General features: G+C 49.5%; 16 protein-coding genes. 13 read left to right on the top strand and 3 right to left on the bottom strand.

The window, feature by feature from the left end:
- The first annotated feature begins 47 nt into the window (after positions 1-47).
- Entirely contained in the window at positions 48-1442 is a 1395-nt protein-coding gene (locus ACGHM3_RS17530) for an aromatic ring-hydroxylating dioxygenase subunit alpha (protein WP_345425769.1), read from the top strand.
- Positions 1443-1493: 51 nt separating this feature from the next.
- Positions 1494-2048: a 3-phenylpropionate/cinnamic acid dioxygenase subunit beta gene (locus ACGHM3_RS17525; RefSeq protein ID WP_345425766.1), complete on the top strand. Its 555-nt coding sequence runs from the start codon at positions 1494-1496 to the stop codon at positions 2046-2048.
- A gap of 103 nt (positions 2049-2151) precedes the next feature.
- Here ACGHM3_RS17525 and ACGHM3_RS17520 read toward each other — a convergent pair whose 3' ends face one another.
- Complete coding sequence (locus ACGHM3_RS17520) at positions 2152-2886, bottom strand: hypothetical protein (protein WP_345425763.1); 735 nt, start codon at positions 2884-2886, stop codon at positions 2152-2154.
- 137 nt (positions 2887-3023) lie between these two features.
- Here ACGHM3_RS17520 and ACGHM3_RS17515 point away from each other — a divergent pair, with 137 nt between their 5' ends.
- The 8 genes from ACGHM3_RS17515 (at position 3024) to ACGHM3_RS17480 (ending at position 10827) form a co-directional block, all read left to right on the top strand.
- Complete coding sequence (locus tag ACGHM3_RS17515) at positions 3024-3824, top strand: glucose 1-dehydrogenase (RefSeq protein WP_345425761.1); 801 nt, start codon at positions 3024-3026, stop codon at positions 3822-3824.
- A 217-nt stretch (positions 3825-4041) separates the two neighbouring features.
- Positions 4042-5124: an amidohydrolase family protein gene (locus ACGHM3_RS17510; protein WP_345425759.1), complete on the top strand. Its 1083-nt coding sequence runs from the start codon at positions 4042-4044 to the stop codon at positions 5122-5124.
- Positions 5125-5126: 2 nt separating this feature from the next.
- Complete coding sequence (locus ACGHM3_RS17505) at positions 5127-5990, top strand: fumarylacetoacetate hydrolase family protein (protein ID WP_345425756.1); 864 nt, start codon at positions 5127-5129, stop codon at positions 5988-5990.
- A gap of 56 nt (positions 5991-6046) precedes the next feature.
- Complete coding sequence (locus ACGHM3_RS17500) at positions 6047-6952, top strand: 3-hydroxyacyl-CoA dehydrogenase (RefSeq protein ID WP_345425753.1); 906 nt, start codon at positions 6047-6049, stop codon at positions 6950-6952.
- On the top strand, positions 6949-8124 hold the full coding sequence (locus ACGHM3_RS17495) for a thiolase family protein (protein WP_345425750.1): 1176 nt from the start codon (positions 6949-6951) through the stop codon (positions 8122-8124). The genes ACGHM3_RS17500 and ACGHM3_RS17495 overlap by 4 nt, the downstream gene beginning before the upstream one ends.
- Before the next feature lie 24 nt (positions 8125-8148).
- Positions 8149-8985, top strand: coding sequence for an SDR family oxidoreductase (locus ACGHM3_RS17490; protein ID WP_345425747.1), 837 nt, complete (start codon positions 8149-8151; stop codon positions 8983-8985).
- 74 nt (positions 8986-9059) lie between these two features.
- Entirely contained in the window at positions 9060-10022 is a 963-nt protein-coding gene (locus tag ACGHM3_RS17485; RefSeq protein ID WP_345425744.1) for a lactoylglutathione lyase, read from the top strand.
- A 1-nt stretch (position 10023) separates the two neighbouring features.
- On the top strand, positions 10024-10827 hold the full coding sequence (locus ACGHM3_RS17480) for an enoyl-CoA hydratase/isomerase family protein (RefSeq protein WP_345425741.1): 804 nt from the start codon (positions 10024-10026) through the stop codon (positions 10825-10827).
- A 100-nt stretch (positions 10828-10927) separates the two neighbouring features.
- Here the strand turns inward: ACGHM3_RS17480 and ACGHM3_RS17475 are convergent, their stop codons facing one another.
- Both ACGHM3_RS17475 and ACGHM3_RS17470 read right to left on the bottom strand, forming a co-directional pair.
- A complete protein-coding gene (locus tag ACGHM3_RS17475; protein WP_345425738.1) occupies positions 10928-11758 on the bottom strand; it encodes an SDR family oxidoreductase in 831 nt (276 codons plus the stop codon).
- 112 nt (positions 11759-11870) lie between these two features.
- Complete coding sequence (locus ACGHM3_RS17470; RefSeq protein WP_345425735.1) at positions 11871-12188, bottom strand: 2Fe-2S iron-sulfur cluster-binding protein; 318 nt, start codon at positions 12186-12188, stop codon at positions 11871-11873.
- 387 nt (positions 12189-12575) lie between these two features.
- Between ACGHM3_RS17470 and ACGHM3_RS17465 the strand changes: the two genes are divergently transcribed.
- From ACGHM3_RS17465 to ACGHM3_RS17455, 3 genes are all read left to right on the top strand, one after another.
- A complete protein-coding gene (locus ACGHM3_RS17465; protein ID WP_345425732.1) occupies positions 12576-14207 on the top strand; it encodes an ATP-dependent acyl-CoA ligase in 1632 nt (543 codons plus the stop codon).
- A 129-nt stretch (positions 14208-14336) separates the two neighbouring features.
- Complete coding sequence (locus ACGHM3_RS17460; protein ID WP_345425729.1) at positions 14337-15350, top strand: Rieske 2Fe-2S domain-containing protein; 1014 nt, start codon at positions 14337-14339, stop codon at positions 15348-15350.
- On the top strand, positions 15347-16390 hold the full coding sequence (locus tag ACGHM3_RS17455) for an aromatic ring-hydroxylating dioxygenase subunit alpha (RefSeq protein WP_345425726.1): 1044 nt from the start codon (positions 15347-15349) through the stop codon (positions 16388-16390). Before ACGHM3_RS17460 ends, ACGHM3_RS17455 begins: the two co-directional genes overlap by 4 nt.
- Positions 16391-16435: the final 45 nt, after the last annotated feature.

The raw sequence follows: 16435 nt of genomic DNA, 5'->3' as shown, positions 1-16435 counted from the left end.
TTGGGCGCCGCTAGGCACCCAACAGAGGCTCTGATTAGGAGAATAATATGACACAGAAAACGGGCAGAAGGCTGGCTGATGGCACTGCCATTAGTGATTTGGTGGATTTGGAAATGCGTGAAGTTAAGCTGCGCACGCTTTCAGATCGAGAAATTTACGATATAGAACAAGAAAAAATCTTCGGAAAGATTTGGCTGTTACTTGGTCATGAATCTGAAATACCGAACAAAGGCGATTTTATGCAGCGCCATATGGGCGAAGATTCCGTTATTGTAAGTCGTGATCGCAAAGGCGAAGTTCATGTCATGCTTAACGTATGTCCTCATCGTGGTATGAAAATTACGACCCATGAAAGTGGTAATACCAACGTCCATACCTGTATCTATCACGGCTGGGCGTTTAAATCTGACGGGGATTTTCTCGGTTCTCCGGTTGCAGATCAGTGCATGCACGGCAAAATGCGTGGTAAAGAAGAGTTGGGCTTAACCAAAGCACGAGTAACGTTATACGGCGGCTTAGTTTGGGCGACTTGGAATATAAACGGCCCATCACTGGAAGAGTTTTTAGGGGATACCAAGTGGTATTACGACATGCTGTATTGTCGCTCAAAGAAAGGTCTGGAAGTAGCTGGTCCCCCACAGCGTTTTATTATTCGCGCTAACTGGAAAACAGCAGGGGAACAGTCGGCTGCGGATGGTTACCACACGCTAACCTTACACCGTTGGCTTGGCGAGATGGGTAACTATTCTTCTGATGAAGGCACACAAGGCAGTGAGTTGGCTAAAGAGATGTTGGGCGCTGAAGTCAGTTCTCCCCATGGTCATGCACTGCGTTGTATCGATTTGGCTCGAAAAATCGTTAAATTAACGGGTAAAGATCCTTCAGAGCTGTCGGTAGAGGAAAAGCTTCGCGCTTTACCACCTCCTGGTATGACCTCAGAAATGGTTGATGATTTATTTGAAACCATGACGCCTGAGCAGCTGGAAGTAATGGCCTGGATGCCGCCGCAGGTGGGCGGTATGTTTCCGAACATAATTTTTGAATTTCTCTATCTGCCGCAACCGGATGGAACTGTGGTGGGCTCTTTGGCTTTGCACACTTATGTGCCAAAAGGCCCAGATAAGCTGGAGTTCACCAATTGGATATTCGTAGAGAGAGATACGCCTCCTGAGTTGAAAGAGCAGATGATTCAGCAAAGTGTTCAATTGTTGGGTACGTCTGGCATGGTCGAATCCGATGACTCCGATACTTGGCCGCACATGACCTTATCGGCAAAAGGCGCTCAAGGGCGAAACAGTACTTTAAAATATCAAGCAATATATGAAACGGGTAAACCGGAAGGTTGGCCTGGGCCTGGCATCGTAAATGAAGGTTTCACGAAAGACGACACTCAGTGGCATTGGTGGAAATATTGGTACGAGTTAATGACGGCTGAAGACTAAGCTCGCAAGCTAACTATTTACCAAGAATACCAATTCCTAGGAGATGAAATCATGAGTGAAACGACATTTTCTGTTTATCAGGGGCTCGGAGAGCCGGTGGCAATCGGAGCTGAAGTCTATAATCAAATCCTGCAGCACTACTACACAGAAGCGTTGCTACTTGACAACATGAAATTGCAAGAATGGGGCTCTATGTTGGCTGAGGATTTGGTTTACACCGTCCCTATGCGACACACGCTAGACCTTGCCAGCCAATCTAAAACAGTGATTCGTACTGTAATGCATATGGACGATAACTATCGTTCTATCATGGGCCGTATTATGCGTTTGTGTGGGCGCAGTGCTTGGGCTGAAAACCCGCCGTCGAGGATCCGTCGATTTGTGTCCAATGTGCAGGTTTTTAATACAGACAAAAGCGATGAATTTTCGGTAATTAATTACGCCATGGTTAGCCGTAATCGATTTGACGATGATTTTTTTGACCTGATACCTTGCGAGCGACATGATAAATTACGCAAGGTTGATAACGGCTTTAAGTTGTTCGAGCGAGAAGTCATTATTGATCAGGCTTTATTGGGCACGCCTAATTTACAGATTTTTTTGTAAGCGTGGTCGGCCTGCAACGTACGCTGCTTGCGGTTAGTGTGTGGGCGGGCCGATACGGCTAAAATAAATTGATTTGTGAGCAGGTCCAAACGGGGAGGGCGGGTTATAACCGTAACCAGTTCTGGTCTTGTGAGCAAAGCGTGTTTAAGCGGTTGGTAAAGTCCTGCGTTGAGCCAATGATACGCGTTGCGTATATGGCTCGCTCGGGCTGTTGCACATAACATCGGCCCCAGGGGTGGGCGTGCCGCTCTAGATCTAAATTTCTTAACCTGCCAACGGATATCATGGTGCATCGGCGTAGAACCAATGTCGCTTCTGTCATCTCAGGATCTAGGTGGCTGCTTGCCCAGCTTGCCATCCCCCGGCCAATTGAAACGCCTGCAAATAGATCAGGCGATTTAATTTCATCGTTGTCGACAGTCCAGCAAAGATAGGGATCGCCATCGCGGGATAATGATGGTGTCGTTTGGCCGTTCACATGACGAGGTACTTCGATATCATAACGTCGGCGGGCAATATGCTTGGCTAGAGCGGCTAAGCCGAGCCCGGCTAAATCGAGTTGATGGGTGCATTGCAATTTAGCATCGGTTATTTGATTAATGGCTTGGCTAGTTGATACGGCGGATTTACCTTCCAGAGATGGTAAGGCTTCCACGGAATTTTTGCACAGTGTGTAGGGGGTGCGTAGGGCCGTACCTTTGGCAAATTTAATGGTGCCGTCCGTCACCCTCAACTCGACGCGGAAGTGATGGTAGTCGTCTTCTAGTGCGGCTTTAATAGAGCCCTGTTGTTGGTTGCCTAGTGTCCTAATCTCGATGACACGTCTAAAGCTAGGCATGGCGAATTCCCCTAGGATTACAAAAACATATACATTATTATTAAATATGTTCAATATATACGGTTTCGTATAGTGGTGCAAAATAATTTGCACGTAAACTGTCGGTAGCGGAACAAACAATAAATGAGAGAAATACTATGGGATTACTTACCGGGAAGGTGGCTCTAATCACGGGTGGCGGGGGCGGCATAGGCCGAGGAATTGCGCGTCGTTTTGCTCGCGAAGGTGCCTGTGTTGTCGTGGCCGAGATCGATTCAAAAGCGGGGGCTCAAGTTGCTGATGAATTGAGCGCGTTAGGTGGAGAAGGGCTTTTTATTAAAACCGATGTGACGGATAAAACGTCCTTGTTGGGCGCTGTGGATGCAGCCGTAGAGGCGTTCGGCGGTGTTGATATCCTAGTAAATAATGCTTTTGTTCCTACGCCCAATGTTTTGTTTGAAGAGAAAACAGATGAGATGTTAGAACAAACGCTGACGTCTACCATCAAGGCCAGCTGGTGGGCAATGCAGGCATGCTTGCCTCATATGCGTCAACGCGGCGGTGGCAAAATAATTAATTTCTTTTCTATCGATGTCGACATCGGCGCTTGGTTGCATGCGGATTACAATACCGCCAAAGCAGGCATTATAGGCTTGACTCGCAGTGCTGCTGCGGAGTGGGGGCGTTTTAATATTACCGTCAACGCCATTGCACCGACTGCGATGGGGGCTACGTTTCATAAAATGGCTGCCGAGAACCCCGAGTTTAAAGAGCGTGCGGCAGCAATGAGGCCGCTTGGGCGTTGCGGCGACCCTGAAGAGGATATCGGCCCGGCGGCATTGTTTTTAGCCAGTGATTTATCGCGTTATGTGACGGGAGAAACACTGCATGTTGACGGTGGTTTGCATTTGCCCGGTTATAATTCCAGGCCTCAAGGCACACCGATTATAGACGTCTAAATTTACCGCGAGCTGTTTTAAACTAGCCTTTTTTCTTACTGATTTACGGGAAACCGACAAAACAAGTTAGACATAAAATAAATATCTGTATATATTTGTCGGTGTCTCGGTTTCGTTGGGGCTTTATCAGCCTATACGATTTGATTATTAATAAAAATTATAGGTAACACGGCTATTGGCTTTCGCTGTTCTGCCGTGTATCGGAGGGTTCTAATCCATGCTTATCGATCTTCACGCTCACGCACCGCATCCTGATTACTACAACCAACACCCGTACTGGGGCCCAGCCTTTGAGCTGCAAAGCGACGGTGATATCAAATTACGCGTTGGCGACTGGGTTTTAACCTTGGGTGCCCCCGAGCGCAAGGCGGCACTGCGCAAGGCGCATGCTGAGGGTAAGACCTTGGACGTAAAAGAGTATATGGAGAAATGGCGCGACCCAAAAACGCGTTTGGCCGGAATGGATGCTGCCGGTCAGAATGCCCAAGTGGTGTCAGTTCCCAGCCACTGTTACATGTATTGGGCAGAGCCTGAGTTTGGCGTTCCCTTTGCTCGTAAAGTAAATGATGTTTTGGCGGACTACTGTTCGGGCGCACCCGATCGTTTGATGTTTTGGGCACACGCTCCGCTTAATGTACCCGAAGAAGCGGCGAAAGAAATTCGCCGGGCCTGCACCCAGCTTGGGGCAAAAGGTTTGGTAGCCGGTGGTTCGAATTTTGGTGGGCTGGAGTTTGACTCGCCAGAGATGGACCCGGTTTGGGCTGCATTGTGCGATCTTGATTTGCCGATGTTTGTTCATGGTTATAACCAGTCGGTAACCTGGGGGGATAAAGCCAACACGGATCGCTATGAGACCACCGCTATCGTTGGCATGAACTACGACGAATCGAAGTGCCTTTGGTACATGATCAATGGCGGCGTGTTTGATCGTTTCCCTAAATTAAAAGTGTACATCACCCATGGTGGTGGTTTTATTCCGTATCAGTTGGGGCGCTTTGCTCAAACTAACCCTAACTTGGATACCTTCCATAATAAAAAGCCCTTTTTAGAGTATCTTCCAAACTTCTATTTCGATGTTGAGTTGCATGAGCTACCAATGCGGCAGGCCATGGTCGATATTATTGGTGCCGACCGCGTGCTCTATGGGTCTAATTTTGGCGGTAGTGATGCTGTGCGTCATGATTTGACCGAAGGTTTAAAATTAACCGATGAGGATTTACAGAAGATTCGTTGGAAGAATGCGTGTGAGTTACTGCATTTGGATCCAGCTAAAATCGGCTCACCTGCCAAGGTTGTCTGATTATGAAACTGGCCCGTTGCGAAATAAATGAGCGCCCATTTTGGGCGCTTGTAGATACCGATACGCAAACCGTTACCCCGATCGACGCGCCATTTTCTGAGTGGGGCCCGGCGTTAACGCGCACTATCAATGAAGGTGCTGCTCAGGTGTCGGTTCTACCTTTGGTTGATCAGTCGCTGGCGTTGTCTGAAGTTCGATTATTGCCACCCGTTGAGCCGGTTAATAGAGTGGTGGTAGCCGGCGCAAATTACGCTAAACACCTGGCTGACGACTTTGGCTTGTCGGCGCCGCCGCAACCGGTGGCGTTTCTCAAAGCGTATGGCGCCTTAATCGGGGCCAACGACGACATTTGTTACCCCAAATTAACCAATGAATTAGATCACGAAGTTGAGTTGGTGGTGGCGCTGGGTTTATCGCCTGTAGATCTAGCAAATCCATTGCACAGTGTGTTGGGTTATACCGTAGGTAACGACGTTAGTGCGCGTGATTTACAGCGCAGCGGTCCTAAGGGTATCGGCATGGATTTGTTCGCAGCCAAGAGCCAAGATAAAACAACCGGTGTTGGCCCGTGGATTGTAACGCGCGACGAATTTCCTACTGGTAGCCCGATATTGAATCTGCGTTTGTCCGTTGATGGTGATCTGCGTCAAAACGGCACCACGGCAGACATGACCTGGGATGTAGGCCAATTGATAACCTTTGTAGAGCAACGGTCTAGTTTTTGTGCGGGCGATATACTGTTCACCGGCTCCCCAGACGGTGTAGGCCAGGGCACTGGGAAGTTTCTTAATCCCGGAGAATTGGTGGAGGCATCGATCGAAAATATTGGTGCGTTAGCGAATCGCGTTGCAGAAAAGAACTGTTAGTTGGCAATAAATATTGTACGAACAATGTGCCAGTAGTAAGCATGGGAGAATAATAAATGAGTGACAAAAACAGCAAAGTAGTCGTGGTTGGGTCAGGACTAATGGGTACCGGTATCGCGCACGCGTTTGCCAGCCAAGGATTCAGTACACTACTGGTCGATACAAACGAGCAGGCACTGGCGAAAGCCGTTGATTCTATTCATGGAATACTGGATGGCGGAGTAAAGCTCGGTAAGGTGAGCGAAGCAGAGGCCGCAACAGCCAAGGCGTGTTTAACCTCATCCACCAGTGTAGAGTCTTCTCCCCAAGACGCTTCCCTGCTAATAGAAACCGTGTCCGAAAATTTGGCGATTAAACAAGCCGTGGTCACGGCTGCTGAATCCGTGCTCAGTGCTGACGCCATTATCGCGACTAACACATCAGCGTTGAGTGTTACTGAAATTGCCAGCGTAATGGATCGTCCTAACCGAGTGATCGGTATGCACTTTTTTAACCCAGTGCATAAAATGAAATTGGTAGAGCTGGTGTTGGGCCTGGCTACCGACGAAGCGACCATCGGCGCGACACAGCAATGGTGTGAAGCGATCAAAAAGACGTCTATTTTAGTTAACGAGTCTCCGGGTTTAACCACCAGTCGTATGTCGGCGATGCTGGGCAACGAGGCAATGTGGATGTTACAAGAAGGAACCGCCAGCGCTGAAGATATCGATACCGCTTTGCGCATGGGGTTCAATCATCCGATGGGGCCACTGGAATTGGGCGACCTAACCGGTTGGGATACTCGGCTTTCGGTTCTCAAATATCTGCACTCTACATTAGGTGAAAAATTTCGACCTTGTCCACTGATTATTAAAATGGTTGCGGCCGGGCGTTATGGCCGCAAAACCGGTCATGGCGTTTATCAGTATGATGAACAAGGTAAGCGTATCGCCGGAAGCGGTTTGAAGGGTAGCTTATTGTGAGTGATGTTTTTATTGTTGATGCCGTACGCACCCCGGTTGGTCGCTATAATGGCAGCCTTGCCAATGTCCGCGCAGACCATCTTAGTGCACATGTATTAAACGCATTAATAGCGCGCAATGACTTACCCGCAAAAGCGATTGACGATGTGATTTTAGGGTGTGTCACCCAGGTCGGGGAGCAATCGGCAAATATTGCGCGTACCGGTTTACTGAGTGCGGGTTGGCCTGATTCCATTCCCGGGCTTACGGTTGATCGTAAATGTGGGTCTGGTGAGGTTGCCGTGCACGTGGGTGCTGGTTTTATTGCCAATGGCTGCGCTGACCTGATTGTTGCCGGTGGTGCCGAGGTAATGAGCCGAGTTAAAATGGGTGGTAATCGTGAGCTCTACGGCGAGGCTTTTGGCTGGATGATTGAGCAGCGTTATGAGCTTACCGGGCAGGGTGAAGCCGCCGAGCGCTTGGTTGATCATTGGTCGTTAACGCGGTCGGAGTTAGATGGCTTTGCGGTGCGTTCTCATGAGCTTGCGGCGGCGGCTGTCAGCGCGGGTTATTTTGATGGCGAAATCATCCCAGTGCCGGTACAACAATTACAAGAACGAAATAATGTAGACGGTGTTCCTGAGAGTCTGGCTGCGGATGAAACCATCAGAGCGGGCAGCAACATCGAAAAACTTGCAACGCTTAAAGCCAGTTTCCGCGAGGATGGGCGGCTAACGGCAGGCAACTCTTCTCAAATCTCGGATGGTGCTGCAGTGGTATTGTTAGCATCTGAAGCAGCATGTAAGCAGTATGGCCTCACACCGCGAGCGCGTATCGTTAAATGCTTAACGGTAGGCTCTGACCCTACGTTAATGTTAACCGGCCCTATCGCGTCGACCAAAAAGGTATTGGCCCAAGTTGGCTTGACTGTAGACGATATTGATATTTTTGAAGTGAATGAAGCGTTCGCTCCGGTACCATTGGTTTGGGCGAAGGAACTGGGAGTGTCGCACGATAAATTAAATGTCAATGGGGGCGCTATTGCGCTGGGACATCCACTCGGGGCAAGTGGTGCTCGCATCATGACCTCTATGCTAAATGAGCTTGAGAGACGCCAGGGGCGCTATGCTCTGCAGGCGATTTGTTGCGCTGGAGGTATGGGCACAGCGACCCTCATTGAGCGGCTCGATTAACAACAATAATAACGGGGCAAAACTATGCAGATAGATCTAACTGGTAAGCGGGTTATTGTTACCGGAGCCTCTCGCGGTATTGGTAAAGCGATTGCAATGGCTTTTGCGGCAGAGGGGGCCTGCGTTGCGGTGTGTGCGCGCAACGAGGACGTTATTCAAGCGATTGGTAGTGAACTGTCTCGGTCGGCCAAAGCGGTTATAGCTCGGTCGGTAGATGTGACCAATAGTGAGCAAGTCAAAACGTTTGTCGCTGAGGTGGTGGATGCTTGGGGCAGTGTTGATGTGCTTGTCAACAATGCCGGGCAAGGCAAGGGCGGTAATCTCGATACGCTCAGCCCTGAGGATATTCTAGAGCACGCCAACGTTTTGCAAATGGGGCATTTTCGTTTTACGCAAGCGGTTGTCCCCCACATGCGTGCACAGCGCTGGGGGCGCATAATAGAAATTAACGCGTTAGCTGGTGTTTTTCCGACGCCTGAAGGCATCCCCTCTGTGGTCAATCGTGCTTCGTGTCATGCGCTCAGTAAGTCTTTAGGCATGAAGCTGGCGGAAGACAATATCTTGGTTAATAGCCTTAATATGGGCTGGATTGATACCGGTCAGTGGGATCGTCACTACAAAGAAATGGGCCCAGGTGTCACGCGAGAGGAGTTCGACGCTATGGCTCTTAAAGTGGTACCGCTCGGGCGTTTTGGTAAACCTGAAGACGTCGCCGGTATGGCATTATTTTTAGCCAGTGAGTTTGCCAGTTTTATCAGTGCCGCTTCCATCGATATCGCCGGCGGTATGCAGGGTCAAATTACCTATTATCCGACAGTGAAAAAAGATTTTTCAGAGATGGTTAAAGCGCGCAGATCCTGATTTTAACGAATTCATAAAAATTGCGGTTTTCATGTTGATGAAACAAACGCAATAAAAAATAACGGAGAATGTACATGTTTGATTTATTGATGAGCGCCGATATGATGCTGGAAGATCCAGACGCAATGGCGCAGCTTCTGCATGAAAAGCTGGGAATCCACAAGCACGAAAACTGGCGTCAAGCGTTTGATAACCATCCGTATATCGCGCATTTTCTTCGTGTTCATAAATCGTTGGCGGTATCGCCAACACGCATCGAGCCCCAATGGCATTTGGATGCGCCGAATCCAGGCGATCCGATGTTCCATGATTTTTTGGAAAGTTTAAAGGATTATCAGGGGCATCACCGTCCCATGATGACACACGCTGTCGTTATTACTCTATCACAAGATAAATTCAGTAATTTTATTGATAAATTGATGCGTCGTGAACTGCCTTTCCGTATGGCTCAGCGTACGCCTGAAATGCCTTTTGATCGCCTTTGGTTAGGGACTACGCCCGAAAACCCGACCTATAGCCCGTCTGTGGATGGCGGCCTGTGTATAGAGGTTATGGGTACCGAGCCTTTGCAAATGCCTGAAGCGGTGTTTGCTCCCGAGCCCACTCTACCGCGCGACCCAAAACCCGCGGATATGGTGCGGGTGACAGCACGAGGCTTTTTGGTACGCAATCTTGAAGATGTACTGTGGCGCTTGTCCACTAATTTGGATTGGGAGCCACTTTCGGTGGAGCAGCTCAATGAGGAAGGTTATCGACGTGCGAGAATGCCGTTTCGTGCAGTGGCCAGTGCTAACCTAGATATCATCCAGCCAACGCGTTGGGACTGTGACGCCGGTTTGTATTTAAACAATTGGGGGCCAGGTCTTTATTACATTCGTGTTTCCGTTAATGATTTAAAAGCCAAAGCGGCTGATTTGGACGCGCGCGGTGTTACCTACACTTGGGTGGAATCCTGCGAGGCCGTTGGTGGGGGCTCGTTGATTCGTGTAGACCCAGCACAACTGCGTGGCCAATTGTTTGAATTTGAGGAGGCATGAGGTGTCGACTGAAGTCAAAATAATAAACCCCGCCGTAACGGTAAAAAAAGGCGAAGGTATCGGCTGGGTTATTCTTACACGTCCCGAGCAAATAAACGCAATTAACGATGACATTCGCTACGGGGTGCCCGAGGCCCTATCGCTGTTGGATTTGGATTCTGAGATCAGTGTTATTGTTATACGGGGCGAAGGCCCGCGTGGTTTTTGCGCTGGGGCAGATATCAAAGAGAAGCGTCCGATTGAAACGTCCATAGAAATTCGCCAAAGAATGGGTGCCAATCGTTGGATTGAATCGATCGACCGTATCAATAAACCGGTTATCGCTGCCGTGCATGGCTATTGTATGGGGGGTGGGCTAGAGCTGGCTTTGGCTTGCGATATACGATTTGCTTCACCGGATATTGTAATGAGCCTGCCCGAGACGGCGTTGGGGTTGATCCCTGGAGGCGGCGGTACCCAGAGGCTCCCGCGAGTGGTTGGTCAGGCCCGGGCGATGGATATGATGTTAACAGGCCGGCGTGTTAAGGCTGATGAAGCAAACACGATTGGCTTAGTGACGCGAGTTGCGTCTTCCAATGAAACGCATATTAAAGAAGTTGCCGAGCTTGCTGGCGTTATCGCTAAGCGCCCGCCGGTAGCAACTAATTATGTGAAGCGGGCTGTAAAAGCGTCGGGTGATATGGATTTGATAAAAGGCTTCGAGTTGGAATTGGATTTATTTGCGATTTTGAAATTGTCTGAAGACGCTAAGGAAGCAGCTCAAGCTTTTAAAGAGAAAAGGGTGCCAAACTTTAAAGGCTACTAATGTCGTAAAGGTAACGAAAAAGCCATAGCTCAGTAGTCATTAACGACAACACTTGGCATAAAAAGGCGGCACAAAATAGGGCTAATTTAGCCCTATTTTTTCACATTGATTTTTTGCCTGTTTCGGCAAACATTTTACGCATTGCCGCCATGGATGGGGTGTGACTGCAAAACCCGCCATCAACGCTCAATACGGAACCACTTACAAAAGACGATTCATCACAGGCTAAGAAGGCAACGGCATCGGCGATTTGGCGAGGGGTTCCCAGCTCGGGCGTCAGGTGGTTTTCGCGGATGATATCAAGCAGTGCCGGTGGCATAGTCGCGTGAGCGTTTTCGGCCGGGGCCAGCCCTATCAACAGTGCGTTGGCACGAATGCCCTGTTTGCCGTATTGAGCGGCAATGGACTTAGCAAGCATAATTAAGGCCGCTTTGGAGGCTGCATAGGCCGAGAGTGTGAGGTCGCCCATAGTGCCTAGGCCGGATGTTGCGTTTATAACCGAGCCGCGATTGAGTTTTATCATGTGGGGAATGGCGTGCTTACTGCATAGCATAGCGCCGCGTAAATTCACGGCCATAGCGCGATCCCAGGCCTCGACGTCCATATTAATAACGTCCAAATCGCCCTGACGTTGTGCTTCGCTTAGTATGGCTGCATTGTTGTGTAGAATGTCTATCCGACCAAATTGACGGATGGTTTCCTTAACCATCTCGGCGACGGACTCTTCTTGTGATACATCGGTTTCTATGGCGAAAGCCGACTGGCCCATACCTTGAATTTCGCTTACCACGGTTTCTGCTGCGGTTTTATTTATGTCTGCGATGATAATGTTTGCGCCATGTGATGCCATCACTTTGGCCGCTTCTGCGCCCAGGCCACCCGCGGCACCGGTAACGATAGCCACACGCCCGGCAAGTTTTCCTTCTGTCATGATCTAACCCTTTTGTTATTGTTAAATGTAAGTTCAGGATAGTGGTAGTTGAACCAGTTTATACGGTATTAACCAATAGCAAACTAAAGTCCATCAGTGCTGTAAATATTGCTTATTGCGCTTCTGGCAAGCGAACGATTAAGCCGTCTGCGTCCTCGGTGAGTTGCAACTGGCAGGACAGTCGGCTGTTCGATTCGAGCTGAATCACACACTCGAGCATATTTTGCTCCAGCTCTTCGGCTGGCGGAAATTTGTCAACCCAAGCAGGGTCAACGTACACATGACAGGTCGCGCACGCACAGGCGCCACCACAATCGGCTGGTAACCCGGGTATGCCTTCGGCGGTGACCGCTTGCATCACCGATTGGTCGGTGTCGGCTTGTAGCGTATGTTCAGTATCATTATGTTCAATGACGGTGATATTGATCACTTTGGTTTCCTCGGGTGTTTATTCTTTTAATACGTAATGCTTTGGTAGGCGCCTGAGCCTAAGGGAATTAGCGTAAGAGACCAACATCGATTATTTGACGCTCGGTAAAGTCGTTGAGCTATTAATTGAGGGTCGCATAAGAAATTGACTCACTCTAAAATTGACATATTTTAAAAATCTGTATAATTTACGTTTACAGTAATTCAAGCGCTGTTGATGCCACTGGTCTTTGAGTGTGCTGTTGACCTCTGAGTACAGCCACACACTGCGTTGGTGAGTAATACTAATCAATGGGGAGTTGAATCGATCGCGAGCGTTGTTCAGGCCTATATTCTGGTTCACGCCGCCATAACGATAAACAATAATTCGATGACAGAGAGTTGCAACATGAAGGGGATGGGAAACCAAGAAACCTGGTCTTTGGGCGAGCGCGATACGGTTATCGCTGCATTGGAACGGGCCGTTAAGGCACACCCTGAGAGAATACTGCTCGATTTTGGCGGAGAGCTTTATAGCTACGCAGAAGTGGATAACTTATCCACCGCCATGGCACATTCTCTTTCGGATTTGGGTGTAAAAGCGGGCGATACCGTTGTTAGCATGCTGGATAATAATATTGATGCCATCGTCAGTTGGTTGGCGGTCAATAAATTGTGTGCTGTAAGTGTGCCGATCAACACAGCGTTGCGCGGTAAGTTTCTTGAGCACCAAATTGTGGACTCAGGGTCAGGTATCGTCATTTGCGAAGCCGATTATGTTGCGCGAATTGGGCAAGTCGCTGACCAGTTGAAAGATGTACGGTTGATTTTGCATCGTGGCAGCGTTGCAAAACCGGACCTGTCTGAAGTCAATTGCGCACCTCTCGACGATCATAGAGGCAGTGATACTACCCCGATTGAGGCCAAACCCAACCCCTCTGATCTTGCTTGTATCATTTACACCTCCGGCACAACAGGCCCGTCCAAAGGGTGCATGTTGAGTTATAACTTTATGTGCAGTTTAGCGCGGCAACAGCTGCGAGCTGGGCCGGCTACCGCAGAAGATATTACTATCACGCCGTTACCGTTATTTCACATGAACGCCATTTGCGTGGGGGTTATTTCAAATATTTTGGTTGGCGCTCGGGTTGCGATCATTCCGCGTTTCTCGGTTTCAAACTTTTGGCCCGAAGTACAACGAAGTGGTGCAACCATCGCGTCTATTCTTGGCGGTATGGGTTGGCTGTTAGCGCAAGCTGATGACAATGAAGCAATGAAGGCTTGTTACGGTCAAATACACACCGTGCGCGGCAACCCCTTTACCGAAGAGGCTAAAACCGTTTGGCGCGAACGATTTGGCGCTAAGCAGGTGGGCGGTAACGGTTACGGCCTTACCGAAGCCTGCGTTGTTACCTCGCTACCAGGTGGTGAATACGCCGCACCGGGTTCTTCCGGTAAGCGTATACCCGAATACGATGTTAGGATTGTAGACGAATTGGATTGCGAATTGCCGGTCGGTGAATCTGGTGAGGTCGTGGTACGGCCTTTACACCCTGATGTGATGTTTATGGGGTATTGGCGGCGCCCGGAAGAAACACTTAAGTTAATGCGTAATATGTGGTTTCACACCGGTGATATCGGTAAGTTTGACGAAGACGGATTCTTTTATTTTGTCGACCGTAAAAAAGACTATTTACGGCGACGGGGCGAGAATATTTCCAGTTTTGAAATGGAATCGGCGTTTTCCCAGCACACGGCGCTGGCCGAAGTGGCGGTTCACGCCGTACCCTCTGACAAAGGCGAGGATGACGTGAAGGTAACCGCGGTTCTTCATCCTGGCGCGGCCTTGGCCGAGCAGGATTTATTTCACTGGTCAACCGATGTTGTGCCGTACTATGCGCTGCCACGTTACATAGAATTTCGCTCAGAGTTACCTAAAAACCCACAAGGCCGTGTATTGAAATACCTGCTACGTGAAGAAGGTAAAACCGCCAATACTTGGGATTTAGAAGATACCGATATCCAGGTGAAGAAACGCTGATCGTTCTCTTCCGGCTGGCTTTGGCTACGCTACTGCCTATTCGAAACCAGCCGGTTCACACAGTGTATTGATTGCACTGCAATCAATAATATTAAGTCATAAAAACAATAATGAGTAGGGAGGTGCGTCGTGTGGTTCCCCGTTGGGTTAGTTGATCAAATACCGGTTGATAAACCATATGCCGTCCAGGTTGGCGAGCAGGGCGTTGTTCTGTTCCGCGATGGTACAGGGCAGGTGCGGGCGTTGGAAGATCGTTGTCCACACCGTCGAGTACCGTTGTCTTTGGGCAAAGTCATCGATGGCAATTTGCGTTGTGCCTACCACGGTTGGACGTTCGAAGGCGAGCATGGCCGGTGCGTTAAAATACCTAACCTGGATTCTAATGAGCGAATTTCACCAAATTTAGGCGCTGATGCCTACAGTGTATCGGTGCACGAAGGTTTTGTTTATCTATCCGCCAAGCTTCCTGGCCAAGACGGTGAGGTTACGGACCTAACTCAGCAAGCCTCGGACGACTTTTTGTTGACCGCGCCGGAGGCGTTAGACGGCGAACGGTCGGCGTCGGGCAGTTTTACCGTGACAATGGTGGCGGCTGATTACCTGGCGGCGTTGCTCGATGGTCCTCATCTATTGTTGTCTCTCAAGGGAGTGTGTATTACCGATTTCTTTCTCGGCGACGTTACGAGAAAGCCTGATAAGTTGATACTCGACCGAACCGCGATCTGGTCCAACAACCGTAAACCACCCGAGACCGCCTGGGGTAAGTCCGGCCTGCTAGTGCGTACTGAGCTTTGCCCCAGAGAATCCGTTGCCCGGTTGCAATTGATGGATTTGGGTGATCAACCTTTACTGAGTGTACTGATGGCGATTGTACCGGGTAAACGCGGCACCACGCAGGTGCATTGGCGTTGTGTATGGCGCAGCGATTATGCCGCCTCCGCGCCGTTGAGTATTAAATTACGCGGGGTGGGGAATGGTTGCCCGGTGAGCCTAAACGCCTCGGTAGAGGGTGAGGCCATAGCCGACTTATTGCCGGGGCCTTCTCTGTATTTACCCACTTCTGATTACGATTCTATGGTCGAGCCTTCGTCTACCAACGCGTCGCAGAAAGAGCTGGTTAACCAACAAAAGGATTGGGTATGAGTGTTATAGAGCTGGTCAAAAAACCGCGAGAGGAACGTCGTCAAAAAACAGATAATTGGACGCCAATCATCTTTGACTTACATGACACGTGGTTTCCAATTGCGCATTCGACTCACGTTAACAGTAAAGCAATACGTAGAGCGATACATGCGCAACCTGTGTATGTTTGGCGAGAAAACGGCAAAGCGATGGCGGCTGAATGTCTGCCCGAACAATTGACATCGCAACAGGTTAAAAAAACTCAGTTCACGGGTGGTTCGGGCCGGTACTTTGTGGCGGAATTTTATGGCTACGTATGGGTATGGTATGGCAACCCGGATGCTATGGATATTGAGTTGATTCCCCAGATACCGTTTTTACCCCGTGATGGTGTTGGCATCCCCAATTATATGCGCACCTCAGTTAGATTTGACGGTAACTCGTCCCTGTCGGTTGAGAATCTACTGGATCTGACCCATGCCGATTTTTTGCACGGTGAAGTAATTGGCGGCGAAGGTGAGGCCGAATCGGATGAGGTTTCGTTTGAGCATACATCGGAAACGCTTACTCGGGTAAGACATGTTGTGGGTAAGCCGGTATCACCCGTTATGCGCTGGGTTGGAGGTGTGCGCGCGAAGTATCAGGAGTTCCGCTCAACACTGCACGTTCATTTACGCAGTAATGTATGCATTTCTTACCCGCGTTTTCGTCCCGGATTTGACATCCCAAACGTACAGACATTTGTGCCCAGTGGGCCTTTTCGATCACGAGTTGATCAGACCTTTAGTTTGGGCAAAGCGCCCACCCCATTTCGCCAGCTCATGCCCCGTATGGCCTATGTCGTAGGCCCGCAAGATAACTCCGTTGTTCGGCCACAAAACCCTTGCTATCTGACGGATGACGAACGTGCCGATCAGCATTCACGCTTTGACGCACCGGGTGTGCGGTATCGATTCTTGGTGCGGAAATTATGGCAACGGCAACAAGACGGAGATTTTTCATACCTATCGGATGCAGAACCCGGTAAGGATATAAGCGCTGTGTTAGGCATGGATGGCTAACCGAAAAAAGTGTCGTTGCACAGTGTGTTTTGTCCTGGCCTTGGC

Origin of the sequence: Halioxenophilus aromaticivorans (genome assembly GCF_042850945.1) — a bacterium.
Classification (GTDB): Bacteria; Pseudomonadota; Gammaproteobacteria; order Pseudomonadales; family Cellvibrionaceae; genus Halioxenophilus; species Halioxenophilus aromaticivorans.
Note: the sequence above shows the minus strand (reverse complement) of the source record. Positions and strands in the feature narration are given on the sequence as shown.